The following is a 25,890-nucleotide window of genomic DNA, read 5'->3' on the forward strand; positions in this document are numbered from 1 at the left end:
AAAACATGAGTTCAGGCAAGATTGTTCAAGTTATTGGTCCCGTTGTCGACGTGGAATTTTCTTTAGATCAATCCTTACCAGACATCAACAATGCGTTGATTGTTTATAAAAATGATAAAACAAAAGTTGTTCTTGAAGCTGCTTTGGAACTAGGTGATGGTGTTATCCGCACGATCGCTATGGAGTCAACAGACGGATTGCAACGTGGAATGGAAGTTGTCGATACAGGCAAATCTATTTCTGTTCCTGTGGGTAAAGAAACTTTAGGTCGTGTATTTAACGTATTAGGTGAAACAATCGATAAAGAAGCACCTTTTCCTGAGGATACTGAAAGAAGTGGGATCCATAAAAAAGCGCCCGCTTTTGAAGATCTAAGTACAAGTAACGAAATTTTAGAAACAGGGATCAAAGTTATCGACTTATTAGCCCCTTACTTAAAAGGTGGTAAAGTTGGACTATTTGGTGGTGCCGGTGTTGGTAAAACCGTATTGATTCAAGAATTGATTCATAATATTGCACAAGAACACGGTGGTATTTCTGTATTTACTGGTGTGGGTGAACGTACTCGTGAAGGGAACGACCTTTATTATGAAATGAAAGATTCTGGCGTTATTGAAAAAACAGCCATGGTGTTTGGCCAAATGAATGAGCCACCAGGTGCGCGTATGCGTGTTGCCTTGACTGGTTTAACATTAGCTGAATACTTCCGTGATGAAGAAGGTCAAGATGTGTTACTGTTTATCGATAACATCTTCCGCTTTACTCAAGCCGGATCAGAAGTTTCTGCGTTACTTGGACGTATGCCATCAGCAGTTGGTTATCAACCAACGTTAGCGACTGAAATGGGTCAATTACAAGAACGAATCACTTCAACGAAAAAAGGATCAATTACCTCTATCCAAGCAATCTATGTGCCAGCCGATGATTATACTGACCCAGCGCCAGCGACAGCTTTCGCCCATTTAGATGCAACAACTAACTTGGAACGTAAATTAACGGAACAAGGTATTTACCCTGCCGTGGATCCATTAGCTTCATCTTCAAGTGCGTTAGCACCTGAAATCGTTGGTGAAGAACATTACCGTGTTGCGACTGAGGTTCAACGTGTATTACAACGTTACCGTGAATTGCAAGATATTATTGCTATCTTAGGTATGGATGAATTATCAGATCAAGAAAAAGTGATCGTTTCTCGTGCTCGTCGAATTCAATTCTTCTTATCACAAAACTTTAACGTAGCAGAACAATTTACTGGTTTACCAGGTTCTTATGTACCCGTAGAAAAAACTGTTGCAGGATTTAAAGAAATCCTAGAAGGTAAATATGATGATCTTCCAGAAGATGCATTCCGTAGTGTAGGTACAATCGAAGACGTAATAGAAAAAGCGAAAACTTTAGGCTACTAGAAAGAGGTGCCCGATGGAACAAGAAAAAAGCAAGGTTCTGCAAGTGAACGTTGTTACTCCAGATGGTAACGTCTATGAACACAATGCAGCCATCGTTATTGCAAGAACGGTTGCTGGTGAAATTGGGATTTTACCAAATCACGCACCAATTATTGCGCCTCTTGTAATCGATGAAGTTCGTGTTCGTCGTACGGATTCGGATACACACGTAGACTGGATTGCGGTCAACGGTGGGATCATGGAAGTTCGGGACAATGTTTTGACGATTATTGCTGATACAGCAGAACGTGAACGTGATATCGATGTTTCACGTGCCGAAAGAGCAAAACAACGTGCAGAAGCACGAATCCAAGAAGCACGTGAAAAACAAGACACAGACCAATTAAGTCGTGCCGAAGTTGCACTTCATCGTGCTATGAATCGAATCAAGGTTTCAAAACATAGTTAGTTTGGAATTTTAAACTTACTTATAAAAGAGAGCTAAATCTTAAGATTTAGCTCTCTTTTTTTGTTCAAATTTTAATAAAGGGTATTTATTCAAAAAAAGCTATAAATATTAAGCTTGTTTAACAGAAAAATCATAATAATACATTAGTTATCAAAAGTTTTTTGATTTTCTTCTTTTTTTTCTAGACAAAATATTCGAACTATTCAATTAAATTAAGCCTATAGCAAAATAAATATTAGTCATTGGAGATGAGAAGATGGAAAGTATCCAATCTACAAAAATTACCGAAATAAAAGATTGTCATAAAAATACAGCGCAACATTTACTTAAACCGTACATAAAAAAAACAATTCCATGGCTTATTCCTGCCATTCTGATTTTAACTTGGCAAGTGAGTAGCCAGTTAGGCTGGTTGGCTAGTGACACGCTGCCGTCTCCGATAGCGATCATAGAGAATAATATCCAGCTGTTTCAAAGTGGAGAATTATTCAAGCATATTAGTATCAGTTTGTATCGAGCTACCGTTGGCTTGATCATCGGAGGAAGTATTGGATTTATCTTAGGGATCATCAATGGAGTCTCAAAATTAAGCTGTCAACTTTTTGACACAACGATTCAGATGTTTAGAAATATTCCTCATGTTGCCTTAACTCCATTAGTGATTTTAGTACTAGGCATTGGTGAGCCTGCTAAGATTTTTCTGGTAGCGGTTGGAGTCATGTTTCCGATCTATATCAATACTTATCACGGTATTCGTTCAGTGGATTCAGAGCTTTTAGAAATGGGAAGATCTTACGGTTTGCATAATTGGGAATTATTCAAAAAGATCATTTTTCCAGCAGCATTACCGACGATTTTGATGGGCGTTCGGTATGCACTAGGGGTAATGTGGACAACACTGATCGTTGCAGAAACAATTGCTTCTGATTCTGGAATTGGTTACCTCGCAGTAACAGCACAAGACTTTTTAGATATGAAGACTATTATCTTATGTATTTTGATCTATGCTTTGCTAGGCAAAGTCTCGGATAGCCTCGCTAAAAATTTGGAAAAAGTTTTTCTAGCTTGGCAAGATCAAGAAAGGACGGATGGACATGTCTAATGAATTAGTAGCATTAAAACATATTGGGAAAAAATATGCAGAAAAAGCAGTATTGACAGACGTAAACTTAAAAATCCAACGAGGTGAATTTGTTAGTTTGGTTGGAAAAAGCGGTGGCGGAAAAAGTACATTGTTACGCTTGATCGCTGGTTTAGAAAAAAATGATGGTGGATGGATCGAATACCCCGCAGATCCAGTTATCCGGGTAATGTTTCAAAATGATCGCCTACTTCCTTGGATGACAGTCATCGACAATGTTTGTTTTAAAGCAAAAAATCAGTATGCGTTGGCAAGAAAACTATTGCAGCAAGTTGGGCTAAGTGATTTTTCAACAAAATATCCCGACCAGCTTTCTGGTGGACAACGTCAAAGAGTTGCTTTGGCTCGTGCACTGATGGCTAAGCCCGATTTATTATTATTAGATGAACCGTTAGGAGCTTTGGACGCATTGACCCGAAGTCAGATGCAAGAATTAATTTTAGATATTTGTAATGATCAACAAGTAACGTTGGTGATCGTAACCCACGATGTGAATGAAGCGGTGAAAATGGGTCAGCGGATCATTGTTATGAAAAATGGCCAGAATCATTATGAAGCGGCGGATTTTAGTGGTGATGTAAAAACAGAGGTCAAAGTCACTCAGCAAATCTACAACGAGCTAATGGAGGCTCTCTAGCATGAATACAGAGAAACGTACGGATAAAAAACGACCTTACTTGTATGAAGTTGATTTGATGAGAATCATTTTTATTTCAGGAGTGCTCTTGAATCATGTGACAACAGCTTTTTCCAATGCCATGCCGACTTCAATTAGTAAAACAATTTTACAGGCAACCCATTTGTCACTCCACTTTACTCGGATGGGTTTCATGTTCATGACCGGCCTAGTATTATTTTTAAATTATTACAACAAAGAAAATAGCTGGTTAAGCTTCTGGAAAAAACGCTATTCTAGTGTCGGTTTTTCCTACATAGCATGGAATATCTTATTATTACTGTTTACTGAAGGGTTAGCAGGAACCTTATTCTCAAAAGGGAATTTTTTTAATGAATTAACGGATGCACTGCTTCATGGCAATCATTTTTATCTCTATTATGTCTATGTAACGTTTCAGCTATATCTACTTTTCCCACTATTAGTAAAACTATTTAAACGATTCCCTAAAGAGCATAATGTTATTTTGTTGATCAGTTTCATGCTTCAGTTAAGTCTACTTTTTTTGATCAAATATGAATTACCTGTAGTTGATACTAGTAGTTGGTGGTTTATCTTTCGTTCTTATGGAATGAATTTCTTTGTTTACCAAATTTATTTTATTGCGGGAGCTTACACAGCAATTCATTATCAGCAAGTAACCAAACGAAAAAAAAATATCAAAAGTTGATTGTATTTGTAGCTGCATGCCTAGCTGTTGGAACCATCGGACTCTATTATTTCAATCGTGAGATTTTAAAACTAAGCGATGCTAAAACAATGAGTATCCATCAACCATATATGCTTTTTTATGCTATTTCAATGGTAGCAACAGTCTTTTTGGTTGGCTTACATTATGCCAAAGTAAGAGAAAAAATGACCCAACAACTAACCACCAAAATCAATTTAATCGCTAAAGTTTCTTTCGGCCTATATTTGGCCCAAACAATCCCATTAACAATTTTAAGACTGATTCTTAGCCGATTAGCTTTCTTGCCTGCTTGGGGCTTTGTAATTTTAGTCCCGCTTGGTTATTTATTTGTTTGGCTAAGCTCTTTTGGAATCGCCTATTTCTGTTATAAAGTACCACCGTTTGGACGTTTAATCGGCCGTCCCCAAAAACGTCGATATCTAGTTAAGGAAGTGTTCGTACATGACAAAATTAACCAATAAACTCAATGAACAATTAAACAATCAGCCAATGAATGATTTTATTAAAGAAGTAACAGACAAGACATGGATCAGTAAACAAGAATTTGCTGAAGACGTAGAAAAAATCACCCAACAATTAAAAGCATTAAAAATTGGGTATCAAGATATGGTCTTAGTTAGCTTAGAAAATAGCAGTGTTTATCCAGCAATCTTACAGGCATTATGGCAACAAGGTGTGATCGTTCATCCAGTTTCAGAATCGACACCAATCGATCAATTATTGAACGAATATCAAATCCATCACTGTGTCGGAGTAATCATTAGTGAACAAATCAATTTGACGGAAGCTCTGTTTGTATCAACAACTAGTCAACTTTCAAGAAAGCAATTAACTATTTATGGGGATCAAGCAAAACTAGCGCTAAGAACCAGTTCCCCAGTAGGTAAGCTAAGCGAAAATAATTTAGCTTTGGTCATGAACACTTCTGGGACAACAGGGAAACCCAAACGAGTCGGACTAACACATGAACATCTGTTTAATGGTGCTAGACATATTGCTAAAGGGCATCAATTGACTGAGCGAGATACGACATTAGTAACAATGCCGATGTTTCATATCAATGCCCAAGTAATTTCAATATTAGCTACTCGACTAACCGATGGTCGATTAGTCGTAGCGACAAAATTCAGTGCACATAAATTTTGGCAACAAATCGCTGACAATCAAGTGACCTGGGCCTCAGTTGTTCCTACTATTATTAGTATTCTTTTAATGAATCTTCCCGCACAAAAAGAATATCAAAAATATCAAAAAAAATTGCAGCTACGCTTTATACGAAGTGCTTCGTTTTCTTTACCAAAAAATAAATTAGAAGAGTTTCAAGCGACCTTTGATGTTCCGGTGATTGAAGGCTATGGTTTGACAGAAGGCGCTAGTCAAGTAGCCATCAATCCTTCTGATGCACCAAAAGCAGGATCAGTTGGAAAACCTTACGGAACAGAGATCAAAATTTTTGATGGCACAGAATTAGTCGAAGGCAGTCAAAAACTCGGTGAGATAGCTGTAAAAGGTGACCATGTGATCACTGATTATTTAGATCCTAATCCCACTTCTTTCTTTGGTGAATGGTTTTTGACTGGTGATCTTGGTTATTTTGATGAAGAGGGCTATTTATACATTAAGGGGCGTAAAAAAGAGATGATCAACCGTGGGGGAGAAAAGATCGCTCCAGCACAAGTCGAAGGCGTATTAAATAAACTGTCTTTTATTGCACAGATAGCAGTAGTGGGGCTAGAGGATCCTTTGTATGGTGAAGAAGTAACAGCGGTCGTCATCAGTCGAGCAATGGGTATCAGTGAAGCCAAACAGCGGCAAGCAATTTTTGATTTTTCTGAACGTAAGTTGGCACGTTATGAACGTCCTACGCGGGTAGAGTTTTTAGAAGAATTTCCTACCAATCCTACGGGAAAAGTCATCCGAGCAAAATTGAAAGAAATCATTCAAGCCAAAACACATGAGGAGGAGGAAAATGAAACAGCGAGTGCGTAAATGGGGACTAGGTATTTTAGTTATTTTTTGGATTGCGATAGCTTATATGGGATTTCGACAAGTCTCAGGCGATGCCACTTCATTGACTAAAGTAACTTTGGGTTATCAAAAAGCCGATATGATGGATATTTCAAAAGAGCGTGGTGTCTTTGAGAAAAAAATGAAAGCTAAAGGATATAAAATTATTTGGAAAGAATTCCAAGATGGTGCATCTTTGATGCAAGCTGTTAAAGCCGGCAAAGTAGATTATGCTCGCTTAGGAGATACCCCACCAGTCGTTGCACAAGCAAATGGAACGAAGTTGAGTTATATCGCAGCTGGTTCAACACGTTCAAATGGTTCGGGTATTTTAGTAGCTAAAAATTCTGGGATTACTTCTTTAAACGATTTAAAAGGTGAAAAAATTGCCTATACCAAAGGGACCAGTTCAGAATATTTTATTCGGAGAGCATTGAAAAAAGCAGGTATCTCAAGTGACGAAGTCGATTTGGTAAATTTAGATTCTTCAGACGCAAGTGCGGCTTTTTCAAAAGGAAAAGTTGCTGCTTGGGTCACTTGGGATCCAATGACAGCCACTGCTGAAGTCAAACAGGATGCTACATTACTGGTAGATGGAAATAACGGAATCAGTAATAATCGTGAATATATCGTTGCTACTAGTGAGTATGCTGAAAACCATACCGATATTTCAAAATATTTAGTCGAATATATGAGTGACGACATGGAATGGGCCAATCAAAATCATCCAAAACTCATTTCAATGTTGAGCAAGGCATTAAATTTATCGGATGAGATCGTAAAAAAAATGGTAGAACGTCGTACTTATGGATTAACTACCGTCAATCAAACGATTTTAGATGAACAACAAACGATTGCGAATCTATTCTATGAAGAAGGTGTCATCAAGCGTAAGGTCACGATTGAAAATACAACCAATTAAATGGAGAAGTAAAGAGTGTTTCAATAATTGAAACACTCTTTTTCATGCATAGTTGAAAGTTCTGCTATTTCATCATAAAAATTGTCTTTTTTCATTGTTTAAGTTTTTTAAAAGTTTTTATGTAGTCTGATAGCGAGACAAACTATTCTTCTTTATGTAAAACTGTGATATAATCCAACTGTTGATTTTCTTGAAAGGAAAAGAATGATGCAAGTTTATGGAATTGATGCTATTGTTAGAATTGTTTCACATTTTTCGTTTATTTATCTAGCCTTTTGGGGTTTGAGGTCCTTACGAGTAGATACATTGTTTCGACCGCTTAAAGAGACGCAAATCCGTATTGCAATCACTATGTTGGCAATTGCAATTGGCTTTACCTGCAGTACATTCTTTTTAGAAATCATCTTGTTGTGTAAAAATATTTTTATGACATTGAACTAAAATACATATATGTGAAGTCAATCAGCTTTTTTGGAGGGAATACAATGGAAGAAATCATCGTTCATGGTGGTAAGCAATTAAAAGGAACCGTACATATTGAAGGCGCAAAAAATGCCGTCTTACCTATTTTAGCAGCTACATTATTAGCAGAAGAAGGAACAACGACATTAAGCAATGTTCCTGTTTTATCAGACGTGTTTACTATGAATCAAGTCATTCGTTTTTTAAATACGGATGTTGATTTTGATGAAGAAAAAAAAGAAATCACGGTAAATGCTACTCGTCAATTAAACGTGGAAGCACCGTATGAATATGTAAGTCAAATGCGCGCATCAATTGTTGTGATGGGCCCATTATTAGCGCGTAACGGCCATGCAAAAGTTGCGATGCCTGGTGGTTGTGCAATCGGTAAACGTCCAATCGATCTACATTTAAAAGGATTCCAAGCGTTAGGTGCAAAGATCATTCAAAAAAATGGTTATATTGAAGCTATTGCAGATGAATTGATTGGTGATACGATTTACTTAGACTTCCCAAGTGTTGGCGCAACTCAAAATATCATGATGGCAGCTGTGAAAGCTAAAGGAACAACAATTATTGAAAACGTTGCTCGCGAACCTGAAATCGTTGATCTAGCGAATTTCTTAAATAAAATGGGAGCAAATATCTATGGTGCCGGTACAGAAACAATGCGAATTGAAGGTGTAGAACGTTTACATGCTGTATCTCATCCAATCGTTCAAGATCGTATCGAGGCCGGAACATTTATGGTGGCTGCAGCAATGACTGAAGGCAATGTATTGATTGATGGAGCTATTCCTGAGCACAATCGTCCACTTATTTCTAAATTGATCGAAATGGGTGTAACAATTAGTGAAGAAGATGAAGGGTTGCGAGTAATTGGACCAAAAACAATCAAAGCAACTGATGTGAAGACATTGCCACATCCAGGTTTTCCAACAGATATGCAAGCGCAAATGACAGCTATCCAAGCAGTTGCAGAAGGAATTAGCACGACGACAGAAACGGTCTTTGAAAATCGTTTCCAACATTTAGAAGAAATGCGTCGAATGAATGCTCAAGTAAAAATCGATAACAATGTTGCCTTGATCCAAGGATCTACTGATTTACAAGGCGCAGAAGTTTATGCAACGGATCTACGTGCTGCAGCTGCATTGGTTTTGGCTGGTTTACGAGCAAAAGGAATCACACGTGTTCGCAATTTAAAATATTTAGATCGTGGCTATTATCAGTTCCATAAAAAATTACAACTTTTAGGTGCGGATGTTGAACGTGTTGAGACTGATGGTAAAAAAGTAGCTGATAAAGCAACAGTATTAGCTTAAGGAGTATAACTATGAGTTCAAGTGAACATATTTTACGGAACCTGATTCGAATCGTAGCTATTTTACTTGCTGGCGTCATGCTTTTCATAATTGGAAGCATGATCGGTTATGGTGTCATGGGTGGCGGTAATCCATTTAAAGTCTTACTGCCGGATGTCTGGCGGCATATTTTAGACTTCGTTCATTAAAGAAAAAATCCAATCGAAGAGTGTACCTTATAGGTACATTCTTTTTTGTATCGATAATGTGTGTAATTTTTATTGCTGTACGAAAGAGAGTAAGAGGTGAGTTTATGAACCTTATCGGAAGAAGTATTATCTTTTTAGTGCGAGGATACCAACGTTTTATATCACCGCTATTTCCACCGTCTTGTCGCTACTATCCAAGTTGTTCTAGCTACATGATCAAAGCAGTGCAAGTCCACGGAGCGCCTAAGGGATTTTTGATGGGGATATTTCGGATCTTGCGTTGCCAGCCATTTGCCAAAGGCGGGATAGATTATGTTCCCACATACTTTTCATTACACAAAAATATGAAAGATCAAGAAGAACCAGAGTATCATTAAACGCACAAAAAATTTTTGTCTTAGCTAATATTAGCTAGGGCTTTTTTTAGTTTATCCAACTAACATGTCAATGTAAGCGCTAATAGTTATTTGATTATTGGCAATAGTTAAAATATTCAGAAAATTTAATTGACAGTGAGAGTTTTTTCATATATATTTTTTAATATCTTAACGAAATATCATTGAATTATTAGGGAGGAAAAAGAATGAAAAAACGGACATTGGCTGCATTGGCAGCGGGGTTGTTCTTATTTGGTGCTTGTGGAGCTCCTAAAGCTAGCGATAATAGTAGTAGTGAGGATGCAAAAACAATTAAAATCGGTGGGAATTTTGAGTTGTCAGGTGCCACAGCTGCGTACGGCGAGGCTGAGAATGAAGGAGCTAAATTAGCCGTTGAACAAATCAATAAAGATGGTGGAATCGATGGTAAAAAAATCGAGTACATTTCAAAAGACAACAAATCAGATAATAACGAAGCTGCCTCTGTTGCAGCCAATTTAACAACAAAAGACAATGTAGTGGCCATCGTTGGTCCGGCGACTTCTGGTGCGACGAAAGCCACATTACCGAATTTATCCAAAGCAAAAGTTCCTGCAGTGACACCTTCAGCAACCGATGATGCCATCACAGTCCAAAATGGAAAAGTTCAAGATTATATCTATCGTGCATGTTTCCAAGATAGTTTCCAAGGGATTGTATTAGCAAAATATGCAACAGATAATTTGAAAGCTGAAAAGGCCGTAATCTTAGGTGATAACTCTAGTGACTATGCGATTGGTTTGACTAAGGCATTCAAGAAAACTTATAAAGGAAAAATCGTAGCCGAGGAAAACTTCACCTCTGGAGATAAAGATTTCCAAGCAATGCTAACAAAAATCAAAGGCAAAGATTTCGATGTCATCTATATTCCAGGTTATTATACAGAGGCCGGTTTGATCATCAAGCAAGCACGTGAAATGGGAATCGATCAGCCAATTATTGGAGCAGATGGTTTTGGAGATGAAAAATTGGTTGAAACAGCCGGCGCTAGCAATGTGAGCAATGTTTATTATACTGGACATTTTTCAACAAAAGCACCAGCAACAGACAAAGTTGAACCATTTGTAAAAGCTTTTGAAGCCAAATATGGTGCACAACCATCTTCATTCAATGCTTTGGCATATGATGCAGTATATATGATCAAACAAGCAATTGAAGATCAAGGAAAAGCAACTCCTGCAGCGATCAACAAAGGATTGGCAGAACTAAAAGATTTTGAAGGTGTTACTGGTAAAATCACAATGGATGATGAGCATAACCCAGTAAAATCAGCGGTTGTACTTGGTCTAACAGATGGAAAAGAATCTTCTGCTGAAACAGTAAATCCATAATTACTCAGTAAAAGCAGACAAGGGGGTGTGCCAATACTTGTTGGCATGCTCCTTTTTAAAAATCAAGGTCCTTTGACCACTCTATTTTCTAGAAAAGTGATGTGATAAAGATGGAAGTATTTATTCAGCAAATCGTCAACGGCCTTTTTCTGGGCAGTGTCTATGCACTGATGGCACTAGGCTACACCATGGTTTATGGAATTATTAAATTAATCAACTTTGCTCATGGCGAAATTTATATGATCGGTTCATTTATTGGCTACTTTTTGATCAATCAATTCAATATGGGCTTTTTTCCAGCATTGATTTTGTCGATGATTGGCAGTGCGATCTTAGGTGTGGTCATCGAATTTTTAGCTTATCGACCGTTGAGAAATTCAACAAGAATCGCAGCGTTGATAACTGCAATCGGCGTTTCGTATCTTTTACAAAATACGATGATTTACTTTTTCAGTTCATCAACCAGACCATTTCCACAAGTTATTGAAATGCATGTTTATAAAATTGGCTTTTTGAGTGTTTCAAATATTCAATTATTGATTTTAGGGTTGTCATTGTTCTTGATGATTGCGTTGAATTTGATCGTACAAAAAACAAAAATGGGAAAAGCGATGCGTGCAGTAAGTGTGGATACAGATGCAGCCCAATTGATGGGAATCGATGTAAACCGTACAATTTCATTTACCTTTGCCTTAGGCTCTGCTTTAGCCGCAGCCGGTGGGATGATGATCGGCTTGTATTATAACTCGATTGATCCAATGATGGGTTATATGCCTGGGTTGAAATCATTTATTGCAGCAGTACTTGGTGGGATCGGGATTATTCCTGGCGCAGCAATTGGCGGATTTGTCATTGGGTTGATCGAAACGATCACAACAGCACTGGGCTTCTCTGACTTTAAAGATGCGGTCGTATATGCTGTCTTGATTTTGATCTTATTGATCCGTCCAGCGGGTATTCTAGGAAAACATGTGAAAGAGAAAGTGTAGGTGAGTCAAATGAAAAAGAATTTAAAATACAATTTGATTTGGCTAGCGCTAATCGTGCTAGGATATGCTGCGCTTTATATTGCGTATTCAGCTGGAATGGTCAATCTATTTTTAGACAATGTATTAGTTCAAATCGGTATCAATATTATTTTAGCAGTGGGGTTAAATCTGATTATTGGATTTTCGGGACAGTTTTCTTTAGGTCATGCGGGTTTTATGGCAATCGGGGCTTATGGCGCAGCTTTAGTTTCAATGAGTATGCCAACCTATGCAGGCTTTTTCTTAGGAATGGCTGTCGGCGTGATTATCGCAGGAATCGTCGCAGTGGCAGTTGGAATTCCAACGTTACGACTAAGTGGTGATTATTTAGCGATTGCCACACTTGGTGTAGCAGAAATTATCCGTATTTTATTGATCAATTTTAAAGATATCACCAATGGTCCTTCAGGAATATTTGGAATTCAACCATTCGTTGATTGGCAAATGGTTTATGGTTTTGTAGCTATCACTACTTTGTTTATTGTCAATTACATCCGTTCGGGTGCTGGTCGAGCAACAATGGCGATACGTGAGGATGAGATTGCAGCAGAAGCGATGGGAGTAAATACAACCAAATATAAAGTAATGGCTTTTACTTTTGGAGCAATGACAGCAAGTATTGCGGGCTCTCTTTATGCAGGCTATTTACAGTCAATTGCGCCTAAAGATTTTGCATTTACCAAATCCGTAGATATTTTGATCCTTGTAGTTTTAGGTGGGATCGGTAGTATTACTGGGACAGTGATTGCAGCGATTCTTTTAGGTATCATCAATATGTACCTGCAAGATTTTGGGACATTACGGATGATTATTTACGCATTAACACTGATTATTTTGATGATTTTCAAACCAGGTGGTTTATTAGGTACGAAGGAATTATCAGTGAAAAAAATCTTTACTAAGTTTAAAAAAGGAGATGACCGAGATGCCTCTGTTAGAAATTAAAGATTTAACCAAAAACTTTGGCGGATTGGCAGCTGTCTCCAATGTCAATATCGCATTAGAAGAAAATCAATTGGTCGGTTTGATTGGCCCTAATGGTGCTGGGAAAACGACATTATTTAATTTGATCACGGGCGTTTATGAGCCAAGTGAGGGCGATGTATTGTTGGAATCAGAGGGGAAAAAGCAGCGTCTGAATGGTCAAAAACCCTATGTAATTGCCGATTTAGGCTTAAGTCGAACATTCCAAAACATTCGTTTATTCAAAGATCTAACGGTCTTAGACAATGTCTTGATCGCGATGAATAGTAAAAATAAAGAAGGCTTCTTTTCTAGTATTTTTCGATTGCCAACTTTTTATAATCAAGAAGAAACCTTACGTGAAGAAGCATTAGCATTATTAACGATTTTTGATCTTCAAGATAAAGCAGAGAATTTAGCGAGAAATCTTCCTTATGGAGAACAACGTCGTTTAGAAATCGTGCGCGCATTGGCGACAAAACCCAAGATTTTATTCTTGGATGAACCAGCAGCTGGAATGAATCCTCAAGAAACAGCTGAGTTGACGATCTTGATTCGGAAAATTCAGCAAGAATTTAAAATTACGATTTTGTTGATCGAGCATGATATGAGTTTAGTTATGGATGTTTGTGAACGAATCTATGTACTAGAGTACGGCCGCATCTTAGCCGAAGGAGTCCCCGAAGAAATCAAAAATAATCCAGAAGTAATCAAAGCCTATCTTGGAGGTGAGCTATAATGTTGAAAATTGAAAATCTTTCGGTGCATTATGGCATGATCCAAGCGGTGAGAGATGTTAGTTTTGAAGTCAATCAAGGAGAAATCGTTTCATTGATTGGGGCTAATGGTGCCGGAAAAACGACTATCTTAAGAACGATCTCTGGATTAAATCAGCCTTCGCAAGGGACGATCACCTTTGAAGGACAACCGATTCAAAAGAAAGCACCTAGAAAAATCGTTGCACAAGGGATCTCTCAAGTTCCAGAAGGTCGCCATGTTTTTTCTGGCTTGACTGTTTTAGAAAATTTAGAGATGGGGGCTTATTTACGAAAAGATAGTGATACGCAAAAAGATTACGATCATATTTATGAAAAATTCCCGATTCTAAAAGAACGCTTGAGCCAAGATGCGTCAACATTATCTGGTGGCGAGCAGCAGATGTTAGCGATGGGACGTGCGCTAATGTCTAAGCCACGTTTGCTCTTGTTAGATGAACCATCAATGGGTCTCGCACCGATTTTCATCAAAGAAATTTTTAATATCATCCAAGAAATCCAAAAACAAGGTACAACGGTTTTACTGATTGAGCAAAATGCCAAGATGGCTCTATCGATCGCAGATCGTGGCTATGTCTTAGAAACCGGAAAAATCGTTTTATCAGGTACGGGAAAAGAATTGCTAGAAAGTGAAGAAGTGAAGAAAGCTTATCTAGGAGGATAAAAAATGAGTGTAAAAGATTTTATGACTGCAGAATTAATCACGGTGCCATCCGATACAAAAATTTTTGATGCCGTTGATTTAATGAAAAAATATGATATCCACAGATTACCAGTAGTGGATCAGGATCAATTAGTCGGTTTGATCACGGAAGGAACGATCCAAGAAGCATTACCTTCAAAAGCAACAAGTTTGAGTGTCCATGAAGTGAATTATCTGTTGAATAAAACGGTAGTTGCAGATGTGATGATCAAAGATGTAAAAATCGTAGCACCAGATGCGGAACTAGAAGATGCGATCTATTTAATGCGTCAAAATAAAATCAATGTCTTACCGGTATTAGATGGAAAGCGCTTGGTCGGGATTATTACTAATAATGATATCTTTGATGCCTTCTTAAAATTGACTGGCTATCATGAAGGCGGTACGCGTCTTCAGTTAAAGATACTAGAAGACAAAAAAGGTGTCTTAGCATCAGTAGCCCAGCTTTTAGCAGACAATGATTTTAGTATTCTAAATCTCGTGGTTGATCATCAAGTAGATGCGACGATTTTAGAAATTCATTTACAGAGTAAAGAAGCAGATAAAATCAAACAGCTATTAACTGCTAATGGCTATGATGTACGTCGGGCAGTAGTCACGAACCCTTCATAATTATCTAAGGACAACAAGCGTAAAGCAGTTGTCCTTTTCTTTTGGAGTATGATAAACTATCTGCAGGTGGTGTGAAAGTTATGTCTAAAAAAAACAAAGATATTCAAGTTCAGATCAAAGAAGAAGAACGTTCAATCAATGGAAATAAAGAAACAGTGACTCAATTAGTGATTGGAAAAAAATTAATTGGTGAGATTATTCCTGAAAATAAAGTTTTTCAAGCGTACGCAGATGACCATTTGCTAGGCGGTTTTAAGACATTAGACGATGGGATTGAAGCATTGATTCGTAACTGGAATTTACATGAATAATTTTTTCAAAAAAGTACTTGCATTTTTTTGAAAAATTCGGTATTATAACTGAGTCGGGTTTTTAAATAATAAAAACCTCTTGGAGGAGTAGCGAAGTGGCTAAACGCGACGGACTGTAAATCCGTTCCTTAGGGTTCAGTGGTTCGAATCCACTCTCCTCCACCATTGGGGTATAGCCAAGCGGTAAGGCAAGGGACTTTGACTCCCTCATGCGTTGGTTCGAATCCAGCTACCCCAGTAATATAAAAAGATAAGACGTAGAGACGTCTTATTTTTTTGCTCAAAAATGTTTCTAGCTTGAAGCAAAACGGGAATTGAGCTACAGTAAAAGAAAGACATCGTAGAGATGGAAATGAGGAGATAGCCATGAGCAAACTTGAAGAAGTCAAAGAAATGGTAACAGATACAGTAACCAAAATTTATAACACAGTTAAAGATAATTCAATCGAGATCACTAAAGAAGAGAAAAAATTAGCGCCACGTATTCGGACTTTGCGTCCAACACGTCATACTATTAAATGGAAAGCTAAAAACCACTAAAAAAGTGAAGGCGGGCACAAAAGTAGTTACTACTTTTGTGCCCGCCTTTTTTGAATAAACAATGCTCTGTTTCAGCATTTGCGGCAATTTTGTAACAGTTACTTAAGGCAATTTGCGAATTTATCTGTTACTTTAACTGCTTGAAGCAAAACGAACCACTTTTTTAATGGTCAATTTCAATGCCTAAGATCGTCAAATGGCCATTTCCAACTAATTTGACCACAAGTTTAGACAAATCATCCGCATCCATATCGGTATCACTCGTGATCCACCAATGGAGTGTCCCGACAAAAATTGAAGTCATGTATTCAATGATGAAGTCTAACGGAACTTCAATATCATTCTCAGTGATTTTCAGTTGATTAAAAATATGAGCGTACTTAACGTCTAAAATCTCAGCAATTTTTTTTCGTAGAATTTCATTTCCTGAAGCATCCATGATGGTTAAGAAAAATTTTCGATTGTCTTGGATTCGTTCATAAATAATTTTAAGAACCATTTCGATTTGCCGTACTTTCAGCCGATTGCCCTGGACGATTTGGTTAGGATCCAATACAGCCGTAAAGGCATCAATAGCTGTTTCAAAAATAGAATCATATAGATCTTGTTTGTCTTTGAAATGTGAATAGAAGGTCGCGCGATTGATCATTGCTTCGTCAGCGATTTCTTGGATCGTGATATCATCATACCCTTTTTCTTCAACTAGATGAACGAAAGCTTCCACGATCATTTTTCGGGTTCTTTTTACTCGAAGGTCAATTTTCTTTTCCATAAATTTTCCTTTCATTTAACAACAAATTATGGCTAATTGTTGTTTATCGCACGGATGAAGTGCTTTTGCGTATTGCATAAAAGTTGAAATCTTTTTAGAATATACGTGAGTAGTATAACAAACACTATGTAATTTAATCAACAGGTGTTGTTGAAAATTGGAGGTAGGAATAAGTATGACATTACGAGCGGGAATCGATGTTGGCTCTACGACCGTAAAGTTGGTCATTTTAGACGAACAAAATAAAAGCCTCTTCGCGAAATACGAACGTCATTTATCGGATGTGAAAACTGCCACAGAACGTGTGTTAAGAGAGGCAGAAGATATTCTTGGAGATCAGGCGATGACAATGAGTATCACAGGTTCGGGTGGTATGGGCTTAGCGGATGTCTTAGAGATTCCTTTCGTCCAAGAAGTAATCGCGTGTACACGTACAGTCGAAGAAATCATACCAGAGACAGATGTAGCTATCGAACTAGGCGGAGAAGATGCCAAAATCACTTTTTTTGAAGGTTCTTTAGAACAACGAATGAATGGTAGCTGTGCGGGCGGTACCGGAGCATTCATCGATCAAATGGCCGTATTATTAAAAACGGATGCAAATGGCGTCAATGAACTAGCTAAAAATTATCAAACAATTTATCCGATAGCTTCACGTTGTGGTGTTTTTGCTAAAACAGATGTCCAACCTTTGATCAACGAAGGGGCCGCTAAAGAAGATATCGCAGCGAGTATTTTCCAGGCGGTAGTCAATCAAACCATTGCGGGTTTAGCAGCCGGTCGTAAAATTAAAGGTAACATTGCTTTTCTTGGCGGACCATTATTCTTCATGTCTGAATTACGTCAACGATTTATCGAGACATTAGATATCGCTCCTGAAAATGTGATTTTCCCAGAAAATCCACAGCTTTTTGTTGCGATGGGCGCAGCTTTTTACTCTGAAGAGGCAGCACCTTCTTCATTAACTGAATTACTGCACCGTTTAACAACAGCTGAAGAAGGTCATTTATCACCTTCAGATACTTTAGAACCTTTATTTAAAGATGATGAAGATTTAGCTGTATTTCGTAAACGACACAATCAAGCACAAGTGAAAACAAAAGAATTATCACAACATGAAGGTGTGGCATTCTTAGGAATTGATGCTGGATCAACAACGACCAAAGTCACGTTGATTGATTCCGATGGCAATTTATTGTTTTCATTTTATGGTAATAACCAAGGTCAGCCTTTAGAAACAACAATGAGTGTTTTAAAAGACCTATACCAACAATTACCATCAAATGTTTTCATTGGGAAAGCTGCAGTAACAGGTTATGGTGAACAATTAATCAAAAATGCTTTAAAAGTAGATATTGGTGAAGTTGAAACAATGGCTCATTACAAAGCAGCCAATCATTTCCAACCAGGTGTGGACTTTATTTTAGACATCGGTGGACAAGATATGAAAGCCATGACGATTAAAGACGGCGCTTTATCTTCGATCCAATTGAATGAAGCTTGTTCATCTGGTTGTGGATCGTTCATTGAAACGTTTGCGAAATCGTTGAATTATAAAGTAGAAGACTTTGCAGAAGCAGCGTTGCATTCAAAAGGTCCAGTAGACTTAGGTTCTCGTTGTACAGTCTTTATGAACTCTAAAGTGAAGCAAGTGCAAAAAGAAGGCGCCTCTGTGGGTGATATTTCAGCCGGATTGTCTTATTCAGTTATTAAAAATGCGATTTATAAAGTTATCAAGGTTCGCCGTCCTGAAGAACTTGGTGAAAAAATTGTCTGCCAAGGTGGAACTTTTTATAATGAAGCTGTTTTACGGGCCTTTGAGATGGTTACAGGACGGGAAGTCGTTCGCCCTTCGATTGCTGGATTGATGGGAGCTTTTGGAGCAGCATTGATTGCATTGGAAAATTATGAAGTCGGTGAAACGACCGAAACTTTATCTTTAACAGAAATCGATTCATTTACAGCAGAAAAAGAATTTACTCACTGTGGATTATGTGAAAATAATTGTATGTTGACTGTGACCTTATTCTCAGATGGCCGTCAGTTTATTACAGGAAACCGTTGTGAACGTGGTGCGAAAATAAAAGTCAAACGTGAAGATAAGAAAGTCAATTTAGTTGATTATAAATATCGTCGGTTGTTCAAGTATCGTCCATTGCGTAAAAAAGATGCTGTTCGTGGAGAAATCGGAATTCCTCGCGTCTTGAATATGTATGAAAATTATCCGTTGTGGCATACATTATTTAGCGATTTAGGTTTCAGAGTAAAATTATCTCCACGTTCGAATAAAGAATTGTACGAACAAGGAATGGAAACAATCCCTAGTGATACAGCCTGCTACCCAGCGAAAATTGCCCATGGACATATCCAAGCATTGATTGATAGTGGCGTCCCAATGATTTTTTATCCTGGAGTTGTATTTGAACGGGAAGAATCCAAAGAAGCTGATAACCATTTCAACTGCCCAATCGTCCAAAGTTATCCTGATGTGATTCGCAACAATGTGGATGATATCCGCGATGGAAAAGTTGATTATCGAAATCCTTATTTGAACCTAGGAAATGAAGCCTCTGTAGCGAAAGTACTAGGACGCTGTTTCCAAGATTTAGGGATTACGCAAGATGAGATCGATCGAGCATTGCATCATGCGTATGAAGAATTAGAAGCATTCAAACAAGATATTCGCCAAAAAGGGGAAGAAACCTTGTTGATGTTAAATCAAAAAAATGAACGAGGGATTGTTCTTTCTGGACGTCCATACCATCTAGATCCAGAAATCAATCATGGTATCGCCGAAGTAATTACTCAGGAAGGGTTCCATGTATTGACTGAAGATAGTATTTCTCATCTAAGTGATGTAGGTAATTTACGAGTGGTCAATCAATGGGTTTATCATTCTCGTTTATATGCAGCTGCACGTGTGGTCGCAAAAACTAAAAACCTTGAGTTGGTTCAATTGAATTCATTTGGCTGTGGTTTAGATGCGGTGACGACGGACCAAGTTGAAGAGATCATGGATCAATATGGAAAAATCTATACCGTTTTGAAAATCGATGAAGGTTCTAACTTAGGTGCTATCCGAATTCGTCTACGTTCGTTAAAAGCCGCAGTCAATGAACGAGCTAAATCTAATTATGAGCCAGTCAAACGGTTTGAAGAACCTGAAAAAATTGTTTTCACAAAAGAAATGCGGAAAAAACATACATTGCTATTGCCAATGCTTAGTCCAATTCATCAATCTGGTTTGTTTGATATCGCTTTGGAAGCTTCTGGCTATAATGTTGTTTGTCTGCCAGCAATGGACCGTGAAGCTGTTAATGTCGGTTTGAAATATGTAAATAATGATTCGTGTTATCCAGCAATCATTTCTATTGGCCAATTAGTAGAAGCTTTGGAAAGTGGAAAATATGATTTAAACAATACCAGTGTCATGATGAGTCAAACAGGTGGCGGTTGTCGTGCGACAAATTATATCCCATTATTGAGAAAAGCCTTGAATGATGCTGGCTTCCCACAAGTTCCAGTCGTTTCTGTTTCATTAGGAAACAAAGGGGTGGAGAGCAATCCAGGATTCAAATTTACTTTGCCAATGCTAAAACGTATCGTTGTAGCGATTCTCTATGGTGATTTATTTGAACGTGTCGTTTATCGGACACGTCCATATGAATTAGAAAAAGGCCAAATTGATGCCTTACATGAAGAATGGTTGAAAAAAATCGAAAGCAACGTGCGTAATGGGTCTTTGACGATCTTTAATCGTAATATGAAGAAAATCATCAAAGCTTTTGATACTGTACCGATTTCAAATGAAATCAAACCGAAAGTAGGAGTCGTTGGAGAAATCTTAGTTAAATATTCACCAACTGCCAATAATGATATCGTGCGCTTGCTGGAAGAAGAAGGCGCTGAAGCAGTGGTTCCTGATTTAATCGGCTTCATGAATTACTCTTTATACAATCAGATTTGGAAATACGACAATATGGGAATGCCTAAAAAGAGCAAGAATATTGCTGAAATGGCGATCAAATTGATAGAAGTCGTTGAAAAACCAATGGATAAAGCATTACGTGCATCCGAACGTTTTACTGGGATTCATTCGATCTATCAATTAGCTGAAGATGCTAGTAAGATTCTTTCTATCGGAAACCATACGGGTGAAGGCTGGTTCTTAACCGGTGAAATGATCGATCTTTTGAAGACCGGTGTGAATAATATCGTCTGCATGCAACCATTTGGTTGTTTACCAAACCATGTCGTTGGTAAAGGAGTCATTAAAGAGTTACGTCATCAATACCCTAAATCCAATATTGCAGCGATCGATTATGATCCTGGTGTTTCAATCGTTAATCAATTGAATCGGATTCGTTTAATGATGGCTACAGCAAATAAACAAATAAAAGAAGAAGTAAAAAATTAAGCAAAAGAGTAGACCTGTCAAAACAGGTCTACTCTTTTTAATTATTATGAATAATTATAGACATTACGGTTATTGTTGTGAATTAGGTATATACCAGTTATAATAAAAATAATAAATTAATGAGGTGATGGAACATGGCGAATCAAGTGCCTGTTTATATTCAAATACATGATCAATTGAAACATGAAATTGAAAATGGTCTATGGAAAGTGGGCGACCGTTTGCCTTCTGAACGTGATCTATCAGTGAAATTTGGTGTGAGCCGTATGACATTGCGTCAAGCGGTCCAGACCTTATCAGACGAAGGAATCTTAGAACGGAAGATTGGTTCTGGAACGTATGTTGCGAGAGAAAAGGTTCAAGAAAAAATGAGTGGAACGACGAGTTTTACCGATATTATGGAATCGTTGAACAAGGTTCCTTCTAGTAAAACGATCTCTTTCTTCCATTCGCGCGCAAGTTCAAGTGAAGCGGAAAAGCTTGGCTTAGAAAAAGGTGATCAAGTTTTACGAATGGAACGGATTCGTTATGCGGACGATATACCAATTTGTTTTGAGGAAGCGAGTATTCCCGCAGACTTAGTCGAAGGATTTAGCAAAGAAGAAATCACAGACTCTTTCTATCATAGTTTACAAGAAAAAGGCTTAGAAATCGGTCAAGCCAATCAAACAGTAACGGCGATTTTAGCTTCGGAACAAATCGCCGAGTATTTAGCGGTCAAACGTGGCGATGCTATTTTACGCTTACGCCAAATTTCTTATCTGACTGATGATCGACCATTTGAATATGTAAGAACGCAATATGTTGGTAGTCGTTTTGAATTTTATTTAGAAAAATGATCCAAGAAGTTAATCTTCTTGGATCAATTGTTCAAAGTAGGTGACTGCTCCATTTGAAAAGTGAGCTTGTCCATTCAATAAATCAGTGACTTGGGATTCAAAGTCTGCCACTGAAGATTCATCTACCATACAAGTAGTGATTACTTGATCGGTAAATTGCGTTTCTTTGACCGCGATTTTTTCTTGAGTAAGAAAATTTTCTAATTTTCCCCAGTTTTGATAATTCAAATGAACTAGGATTTCTTGTTGTAATCGTCCTTCAACGATTCCAACATCTGTGATTGCTTGAGCAGTAGCTCCGGAATAGGCGCGGATTAAACCGCCGGCTCCTAATTTTGTCCCACCGAAATAGCGAGTAACCACAGCACAGACATTGATCAAGTCATTTTTTTTCAAAACTTCTAAGATAGGAACCCCAGCAGTTCCACTAGGTTCACCATCATCAGAAGACCGCTGGATTTCATTACGCTCACCAAGTACAAACGCACTGCAATTATGGTTAGCTTTCCAATGTTCTTTTTTGATTTGTTGAATGAAATCTTTGGCTTCCTTCTCAGAAGAAATGCGTTTTAAAAAGCAGATAAATCGTGATTTTTTGATCTCGATTTCGTGCTGATGGTCTGCTTTGATGGTTCGATAAGTTTGCAACATATTTTTGCCTCGCTTCGTTTGAGTCTCTTAATGACAGTATAGGAGAAAAGTGGGTGAGGTTTCAACTAAAGACGAATGTGTCTTGAAAGGGGAGGGTGCAGAGATGACCCGTGCAAAAAAATACGATGGCATCACTCACTACTTAAAAATGAACAATGGTTCGCAAGTAACGTTGACGTTTACTCAGTTTGATGAACTACTTTTCCCTCGCAGCGGATTGCCACAAACGGCACGTCAAGATCTAGACTGGTGGGCAAATGATTATCGTCATCCGGAAAAAGGCGCGTATGGTTGGCTTAATGCGAATTACGAAGTTGCTCAGGTCAATCTAGTAAAAGAATATGTTGTATTTAATAAACTGGTAAAATCCAATTGGTTATATAGCTAAGCTTAACAAAGCTTGGCTATTTTTTTATCCGGATCTAAGGCTACTAGTGTTTCCTCTGCGTATCTTTAAAAAAGCGAAAGCAGGTGATGAGCATTTTAGGTCAACGTTTATTACTTACAGAATGGCAAACCTTTTATCCTCACATGGATCTGACAAAGGCTGAAAAAATCCCTGCAATGGTTAAAAAAGAGGAACAATGGCTTTGTCAGCGTTGGGGAAGTTTATCAAAAGAAAAAGTCCCCGCCGGTTTTTACTATTGTCCTTATTGTATCGATCTTGGTCGGATTAGCAGTCAAAAGTTTCTGTATTATTTTTTGCCTAACAAACAACAATCACGTGACGTAACACTGCAGTGGGTGGGAAAATTATCTCCTGCTCAAGCCAAGATTTCACAAGAATTGGTGGCTGATCAGGTAAAAGCAAAAACTTTTTTACTTTGGGCCGTGACAGGAGCTGGGAAAACGGAGCTTTTATTTGCTTTGATCAAAAATACGCTAGCCAAAGGAGAACACGTTGCGATTGCTTCACCACGAGTAGATGTCTGCAATGAAATTTATTTACGATTTTGCCAAGCTTTTCCTGATGAAGAAATTAGTTTGTTGCATGGTCAAGACAGGAAAGAACGAGGATCTGTTTTTGTTATTTGTACGATTCATCAATTATTTCGTTATTTTGACTACTTTGATTTGATTATCATCGACGAAGTAGATGCGTTTCCTTATGAAGGTAATTTTTTCTTGCAACAGGCCGTTAACCGTGCATTGACCAAAGGGGGCCGTTTAGTTTACCTCAGTGCCACGCCACCTAAAAAAATTATCCAAACAGCTGAGCGCTGCTATTATTTACCAGCACGCTATCATCGCCATCCGTTGCCAGTTCCACAACTACTTTTTTCTTGGCACTTAGAGCAGTATCTTAGAGCAAAAAAGCTACCAAAACAGGTCTTGAATAAACTATTTTCATTATTACAAGAAACTGACATTTTACTGTTTTGTCCTAATATTACACTGCTACTGCAACTGGGAAGTCAGTTAAAAGTCCTCATGCCGGAGATTTCTTTGACGACTGTTTTTTCACAGGATCAGGAACGTTTAATCAAAGTCGAGAATATGCGAAAAGGAAAGTATCAATTATTATTAACCACAACGATCTTAGAACGCGGGGTAACCTTTGAAAATATTTCTGTAATTGTGTTGCAAGCCTCACATCGGATTTTTACGAAAGCCGCACTTGTTCAAATTTCTGGTCGAGTGGATCGAAAAGGAGTGTCAAGGTGTGGAGAAGTCCTATTCGTTACTAGTGAAATGACCACTTCCATCAAGCAAGCGATTAACGAGATCCAAACAAATAATCGGTGTGCACTAACGGAGGGCTTGATCGATGCGTTGTAGTTGTTGTCAAGAAGTACTTATCCGTAATTTAACCCTGCGAGAACTTTTTTTCGCGAGCAGTTTACGGTGCCTACGTTGTGAAAAATATTTTACCCAAATCGATTTGGCAAGGATTTGCTCAGGGTGTGGAAGACCTAATACAGCAAAACGTTGTCAAGAATGTCAACAGTGGGAAAAAGAAGTAGGCTTTGTATTGAATAATCAAGCACTGTTTTCTTATAATGAAGGATTTAAGGAATGGATTACGGCTTATAAATTTAAAGGTGATTATCGCTTAGCCGGTGCTTTTGCTACAGAATTAAAACGACAGTTACAAACCTATCCGCAATATATTATTTGCCCAATGCCTCTATCTAGCGAACGATTTAAATCGAGAGGCTTCAATCAAGTTAGTAGTTGTTTAGCAAGTTCTGGTTGTGCTTACCAACTAATATTGAACCGAAAAGAAACCGCTCCTCAATCAGAAAAAACACGGAGTGAACGCTTGAAAATGCCGCAGCCTTTTTCTCTAAATCAACCAATTGAAAAGATTAGAAATCAAAAAGTTTTATTAGTAGATGATGTTTATACAACAGGAAGAACGTTGTTCCATGGCGCTGAATTACTCTATAAAAATGGAGCTAAAGTAGTGAATAGCTTGACTTTTGCTCGTTAAAGTGTGTTTTTTAAATTATGAAATTGATAGCGATTTACTTTGCAAACGGATTAGAATTCGATATAATGTAATTAAGAAGAAGAGGAAAGAGTGGTCCTTCCTCCCATCTTCAGTTGGTAAGACGAAAGGGGCAATACGTATGTTTAGATATAATGTTCGTGGAGAAAACATCGAAGTTACAGAGGCTATCCGCAATTACGTTGAAAAGAAAGTAGGAAAGTTAGAACGCTACTTCACTGATGTTCCGGACGCAACTGCTTATGTTAATTTAAAAGTGTATACAGAAAAAACAGCTAAAGTAGAAGTAACGATTCCATTACCTTACTTGGTTCTACGTGCGGAAGAAACTTCACCAGATTTATATGCAAGTATTGATTTGGTTGTGGATAAATTAGAACGTCAAATCCGCAAATTCAAGACTAAAATTAATCGTAAAGCACGTGAAACAGGCGTACCTGAACGCAATGCTGAAGTATTAGTGAATGCTGAAGTAGAAGACAACGAAGAGTCAGAATTAGAAATCGTTCGGACAAAACGCTTATCATTGAAACCAATGGGCAGCGAAGAAGCTGTTTTACAAATGAATATGTTAGGCCATAACTTCTTCATCTTTGAAGATGCGGAAACAAATGGCACAAGCATTGTCTACCGTCGTAAAGATGGTAAATACGGATTGATTGAAACCGATTAAAATGAAACGCCTTAAAACTAAGGCATCTAAAAAAGGAATGGCTGAAAAAATCAGCCGTTCCTTTTTTGTGTTTCATTATTAAATAAACGATTGATAAAACTAAAAAAATAAACTGCAAAATAAAGTCTTATATTTTCAAT

The 25,890-nt window shown here is 37.8% G+C and carries 28 protein-coding genes and 2 tRNA genes; 28 read left to right on the plus strand and 2 right to left on the minus strand.

Features of this window, described 5'->3' with window-relative positions; genetic code table 11:
• The first annotated feature begins 5 nt into the window (after positions 1-5).
• The 22 genes from atpD to RV04_RS13210 all read left to right on the plus strand — a co-directional run bounded on the left by atpD (position 6) and on the right by RV04_RS13210 (position 15,946).
• Positions 6-1,406: a F0F1 ATP synthase subunit beta gene (atpD, locus tag RV04_RS05605; RefSeq protein WP_071857496.1), complete on the plus strand. Its 1,401-nt coding sequence runs from the start codon at positions 6-8 to the stop codon at positions 1,404-1,406.
• Between the two features lie 13 nt (positions 1,407-1,419).
• Positions 1,420-1,854 (plus strand): F0F1 ATP synthase subunit epsilon, encoded by a 435-nt coding sequence (locus tag RV04_RS05610; protein WP_071857497.1) that lies wholly within the window; start codon positions 1,420-1,422, stop codon positions 1,852-1,854.
• Positions 1,855-2,191: 337 nt separating this feature from the next.
• On the plus strand, positions 2,192-2,956 hold the full coding sequence (locus RV04_RS05615) for an ABC transporter permease subunit (protein WP_245791064.1): 765 nt from the start codon (positions 2,192-2,194) through the stop codon (positions 2,954-2,956).
• Positions 2,949-3,632, plus strand: a complete 684-nt coding sequence (locus RV04_RS05620) for an ABC transporter ATP-binding protein (RefSeq protein ID WP_071857498.1) — start codon at positions 2,949-2,951, stop codon at positions 3,630-3,632. The genes RV04_RS05615 and RV04_RS05620 overlap by 8 nt, the downstream gene beginning before the upstream one ends.
• A gap of 1 nt (position 3,633) precedes the next feature.
• Complete coding sequence (locus tag RV04_RS13525; RefSeq protein ID WP_245791054.1) at positions 3,634-4,341, plus strand: acyltransferase family protein; 708 nt, start codon at positions 3,634-3,636, stop codon at positions 4,339-4,341.
• The gene (locus RV04_RS13530) at positions 4,338-4,823 is read left to right on the plus strand and encodes a hypothetical protein (protein ID WP_245791055.1); all 486 of its coding nucleotides are present in this window, start codon (positions 4,338-4,340) and stop codon (positions 4,821-4,823) included. Before RV04_RS13525 ends, RV04_RS13530 begins: the two co-directional genes overlap by 4 nt.
• A complete protein-coding gene (locus RV04_RS05630; protein WP_071857499.1) occupies positions 4,804-6,351 on the plus strand; it encodes an AMP-binding protein in 1,548 nt (515 codons plus the stop codon). Before RV04_RS13530 ends, RV04_RS05630 begins: the two co-directional genes overlap by 20 nt.
• Entirely contained in the window at positions 6,332-7,291 is a 960-nt protein-coding gene (locus RV04_RS05635; protein ID WP_071857500.1) for an aliphatic sulfonate ABC transporter substrate-binding protein, read from the plus strand. Before RV04_RS05630 ends, RV04_RS05635 begins: the two co-directional genes overlap by 20 nt.
• A 207-nt stretch (positions 7,292-7,498) precedes the next feature.
• Positions 7,499-7,732 carry a DUF1146 family protein gene (locus RV04_RS05640; RefSeq protein WP_071857501.1) on the plus strand — a complete coding sequence of 78 codons (234 nt, stop codon included), beginning with the start codon at positions 7,499-7,501 and terminating at the stop codon, positions 7,730-7,732.
• Positions 7,733-7,776: 44 nt separating this feature from the next.
• Entirely contained in the window at positions 7,777-9,078 is a 1,302-nt protein-coding gene (gene murA / locus RV04_RS05645; protein ID WP_071857502.1) for a UDP-N-acetylglucosamine 1-carboxyvinyltransferase, read from the plus strand.
• Positions 9,079-9,089: 11 nt separating this feature from the next.
• On the plus strand, positions 9,090-9,266 hold the full coding sequence (locus tag RV04_RS05650; protein ID WP_071857503.1) for a DNA-directed RNA polymerase subunit beta: 177 nt from the start codon (positions 9,090-9,092) through the stop codon (positions 9,264-9,266).
• A 104-nt stretch (positions 9,267-9,370) separates the two neighbouring features.
• Positions 9,371-9,643, plus strand: coding sequence for a membrane protein insertion efficiency factor YidD (yidD, locus tag RV04_RS05655; RefSeq protein WP_379952954.1), 273 nt, complete (start codon positions 9,371-9,373; stop codon positions 9,641-9,643).
• 206 nt (positions 9,644-9,849) lie between these two features.
• Positions 9,850-11,013, plus strand: a complete 1,164-nt coding sequence (locus RV04_RS05660; RefSeq protein ID WP_071857504.1) for an ABC transporter substrate-binding protein — start codon at positions 9,850-9,852, stop codon at positions 11,011-11,013.
• A gap of 110 nt (positions 11,014-11,123) precedes the next feature.
• Entirely contained in the window at positions 11,124-12,002 is an 879-nt protein-coding gene (locus tag RV04_RS05665) for a branched-chain amino acid ABC transporter permease (protein WP_071857505.1), read from the plus strand.
• A 9-nt stretch (positions 12,003-12,011) separates the two neighbouring features.
• On the plus strand, positions 12,012-12,986 hold the full coding sequence (locus RV04_RS05670; protein ID WP_071857695.1) for a branched-chain amino acid ABC transporter permease: 975 nt from the start codon (positions 12,012-12,014) through the stop codon (positions 12,984-12,986).
• Complete coding sequence (locus tag RV04_RS05675) at positions 12,967-13,743, plus strand: ABC transporter ATP-binding protein (protein WP_071857506.1); 777 nt, start codon at positions 12,967-12,969, stop codon at positions 13,741-13,743. The genes RV04_RS05670 and RV04_RS05675 overlap by 20 nt, the downstream gene beginning before the upstream one ends.
• Complete coding sequence (locus RV04_RS05680) at positions 13,743-14,444, plus strand: ABC transporter ATP-binding protein (protein ID WP_071857507.1); 702 nt, start codon at positions 13,743-13,745, stop codon at positions 14,442-14,444. The genes RV04_RS05675 and RV04_RS05680 overlap by 1 nt, the downstream gene beginning before the upstream one ends.
• A gap of 3 nt (positions 14,445-14,447) precedes the next feature.
• Positions 14,448-15,095 (plus strand): CBS and ACT domain-containing protein, encoded by a 648-nt coding sequence (locus RV04_RS05685; RefSeq protein WP_071857508.1) that lies wholly within the window; start codon positions 14,448-14,450, stop codon positions 15,093-15,095.
• Positions 15,096-15,175: 80 nt separating this feature from the next.
• Complete coding sequence (locus RV04_RS05690) at positions 15,176-15,406, plus strand: DUF2969 domain-containing protein (RefSeq protein WP_071857509.1); 231 nt, start codon at positions 15,176-15,178, stop codon at positions 15,404-15,406.
• Positions 15,407-15,487: 81 nt separating this feature from the next.
• Positions 15,488-15,571 (plus strand) — tRNA-Tyr (locus RV04_RS05695).
• 1 nt (position 15,572) lies between these two features.
• Positions 15,573-15,644: transfer RNA gene (locus RV04_RS05700), tRNA-Gln, on the plus strand.
• 128 nt (positions 15,645-15,772) lie between these two features.
• Complete coding sequence (locus RV04_RS13210) at positions 15,773-15,946, plus strand: hypothetical protein (RefSeq protein WP_169818190.1); 174 nt, start codon at positions 15,773-15,775, stop codon at positions 15,944-15,946.
• Between the two features lie 163 nt (positions 15,947-16,109).
• Here the strand turns inward: RV04_RS13210 and RV04_RS05705 are convergent, their stop codons facing one another.
• Positions 16,110-16,718, minus strand: coding sequence for a TetR/AcrR family transcriptional regulator (locus RV04_RS05705; RefSeq protein WP_071857510.1), 609 nt, complete (start codon positions 16,716-16,718; stop codon positions 16,110-16,112).
• A gap of 175 nt (positions 16,719-16,893) precedes the next feature.
• Between RV04_RS05705 and RV04_RS05710 the strand changes: the two genes are divergently transcribed.
• Both RV04_RS05710 and RV04_RS05715 read left to right on the plus strand, forming a co-directional pair.
• On the plus strand, positions 16,894-21,135 hold the full coding sequence (locus RV04_RS05710; RefSeq protein WP_071857511.1) for a 2-hydroxyacyl-CoA dehydratase: 4,242 nt from the start codon (positions 16,894-16,896) through the stop codon (positions 21,133-21,135).
• A gap of 134 nt (positions 21,136-21,269) precedes the next feature.
• Positions 21,270-21,974, plus strand: a complete 705-nt coding sequence (locus RV04_RS05715) for a GntR family transcriptional regulator (RefSeq protein WP_071857512.1) — start codon at positions 21,270-21,272, stop codon at positions 21,972-21,974.
• 9 nt (positions 21,975-21,983) lie between these two features.
• Here the strand turns inward: RV04_RS05715 and RV04_RS05720 are convergent, their stop codons facing one another.
• A complete protein-coding gene (locus RV04_RS05720) occupies positions 21,984-22,625 on the minus strand; it encodes a YigZ family protein (protein WP_071857513.1) in 642 nt (213 codons plus the stop codon).
• Between the two features lie 103 nt (positions 22,626-22,728).
• On the opposite strand from RV04_RS05720, the gene RV04_RS05725 reads away from it, so the two are divergent.
• The 4 genes from RV04_RS05725 to hpf all read left to right on the plus strand — a co-directional run bounded on the left by RV04_RS05725 (position 22,729) and on the right by hpf (position 25,750).
• The gene (locus tag RV04_RS05725; RefSeq protein WP_071857696.1) at positions 22,729-23,013 is read left to right on the plus strand and encodes a DUF7662 domain-containing protein; all 285 of its coding nucleotides are present in this window, start codon (positions 22,729-22,731) and stop codon (positions 23,011-23,013) included.
• 86 nt (positions 23,014-23,099) lie between these two features.
• On the plus strand, positions 23,100-24,404 hold the full coding sequence (locus RV04_RS05730; RefSeq protein ID WP_071857514.1) for a DEAD/DEAH box helicase family protein: 1,305 nt from the start codon (positions 23,100-23,102) through the stop codon (positions 24,402-24,404).
• A gap of 193 nt (positions 24,405-24,597) precedes the next feature.
• Positions 24,598-25,059 (plus strand): ComF family protein, encoded by a 462-nt coding sequence (locus RV04_RS05735; RefSeq protein WP_245791056.1) that lies wholly within the window; start codon positions 24,598-24,600, stop codon positions 25,057-25,059.
• A gap of 139 nt (positions 25,060-25,198) precedes the next feature.
• Positions 25,199-25,750: a ribosome hibernation-promoting factor, HPF/YfiA family gene (gene hpf, locus RV04_RS05740; RefSeq protein WP_071857516.1), complete on the plus strand. Its 552-nt coding sequence runs from the start codon at positions 25,199-25,201 to the stop codon at positions 25,748-25,750.
• Positions 25,751-25,890 lie beyond the last annotated feature (140 nt).

Origin of the sequence: Enterococcus hermanniensis, assembly GCF_001885945.1 — a bacterium.
GTDB classification, from domain to species: domain Bacteria; phylum Bacillota; class Bacilli; order Lactobacillales; family Enterococcaceae; genus Enterococcus_A; species Enterococcus_A hermanniensis.

What these genes read in the sequence shown, in the direction of transcription:
- RV04_RS05685 (WP_071857508.1), top strand. Translation starts at nt 14,448, where the DNA reads ATGAGTGTAAAAGATTTTATGACTGCAGAATTAATCACGGTGCCATCC.
- RV04_RS13210 (WP_169818190.1), top strand. Translation starts at nt 15,773, where the DNA reads ATGAGCAAACTTGAAGAAGTCAAAGAAATGGTAACAGATACAGTAACC.
- RV04_RS05610 (WP_071857497.1), top strand. Translation starts at nt 1,420, where the DNA reads ATGGAACAAGAAAAAAGCAAGGTTCTGCAAGTGAACGTTGTTACTCCA.
- RV04_RS05640 (WP_071857501.1), top strand. Translation starts at nt 7,499, where the DNA reads ATGCAAGTTTATGGAATTGATGCTATTGTTAGAATTGTTTCACATTTT.
- RV04_RS13525 (WP_245791054.1), top strand. Translation starts at nt 3,634, where the DNA reads ATGAATACAGAGAAACGTACGGATAAAAAACGACCTTACTTGTATGAA.
- murA (WP_071857502.1), top strand. Translation starts at nt 7,777, where the DNA reads ATGGAAGAAATCATCGTTCATGGTGGTAAGCAATTAAAAGGAACCGTA.
- RV04_RS05670 (WP_071857695.1), top strand. Translation starts at nt 12,012, where the DNA reads ATGAAAAAGAATTTAAAATACAATTTGATTTGGCTAGCGCTAATCGTG.
- hpf (WP_071857516.1), top strand. Translation starts at nt 25,199, where the DNA reads ATGTTTAGATATAATGTTCGTGGAGAAAACATCGAAGTTACAGAGGCT.
- RV04_RS05730 (WP_071857514.1), top strand. Translation starts at nt 23,100, where the DNA reads ATGAGCATTTTAGGTCAACGTTTATTACTTACAGAATGGCAAACCTTT.
- yidD (WP_379952954.1), top strand. Translation starts at nt 9,371, where the DNA reads ATGAACCTTATCGGAAGAAGTATTATCTTTTTAGTGCGAGGATACCAA.
- RV04_RS05660 (WP_071857504.1), top strand. Translation starts at nt 9,850, where the DNA reads ATGAAAAAACGGACATTGGCTGCATTGGCAGCGGGGTTGTTCTTATTT.
- RV04_RS05620 (WP_071857498.1), top strand. Translation starts at nt 2,949, where the DNA reads ATGTCTAATGAATTAGTAGCATTAAAACATATTGGGAAAAAATATGCA.
- RV04_RS05675 (WP_071857506.1), top strand. Translation starts at nt 12,967, where the DNA reads ATGCCTCTGTTAGAAATTAAAGATTTAACCAAAAACTTTGGCGGATTG.
- RV04_RS05650 (WP_071857503.1), top strand. Translation starts at nt 9,090, where the DNA reads ATGAGTTCAAGTGAACATATTTTACGGAACCTGATTCGAATCGTAGCT.
- RV04_RS05680 (WP_071857507.1), top strand. Translation starts at nt 13,743, where the DNA reads ATGTTGAAAATTGAAAATCTTTCGGTGCATTATGGCATGATCCAAGCG.
- RV04_RS05635 (WP_071857500.1), top strand. Translation starts at nt 6,332, where the DNA reads ATGAAACAGCGAGTGCGTAAATGGGGACTAGGTATTTTAGTTATTTTT.
- RV04_RS05690 (WP_071857509.1), top strand. Translation starts at nt 15,176, where the DNA reads ATGTCTAAAAAAAACAAAGATATTCAAGTTCAGATCAAAGAAGAAGAA.
- RV04_RS05715 (WP_071857512.1), top strand. Translation starts at nt 21,270, where the DNA reads ATGGCGAATCAAGTGCCTGTTTATATTCAAATACATGATCAATTGAAA.
- RV04_RS05720 (WP_071857513.1), bottom strand. Translation starts at nt 22,625, where the DNA reads ATGTTGCAAACTTATCGAACCATCAAAGCAGACCATCAGCACGAAATC.
- RV04_RS05710 (WP_071857511.1), top strand. Translation starts at nt 16,894, where the DNA reads ATGACATTACGAGCGGGAATCGATGTTGGCTCTACGACCGTAAAGTTG.
- RV04_RS05665 (WP_071857505.1), top strand. Translation starts at nt 11,124, where the DNA reads ATGGAAGTATTTATTCAGCAAATCGTCAACGGCCTTTTTCTGGGCAGT.
- RV04_RS05630 (WP_071857499.1), top strand. Translation starts at nt 4,804, where the DNA reads ATGACAAAATTAACCAATAAACTCAATGAACAATTAAACAATCAGCCA.
- RV04_RS05705 (WP_071857510.1), bottom strand. Translation starts at nt 16,718, where the DNA reads ATGGAAAAGAAAATTGACCTTCGAGTAAAAAGAACCCGAAAAATGATC.
- RV04_RS05725 (WP_071857696.1), top strand. Translation starts at nt 22,729, where the DNA reads ATGACCCGTGCAAAAAAATACGATGGCATCACTCACTACTTAAAAATG.
- atpD (WP_071857496.1), top strand. Translation starts at nt 6, where the DNA reads ATGAGTTCAGGCAAGATTGTTCAAGTTATTGGTCCCGTTGTCGACGTG.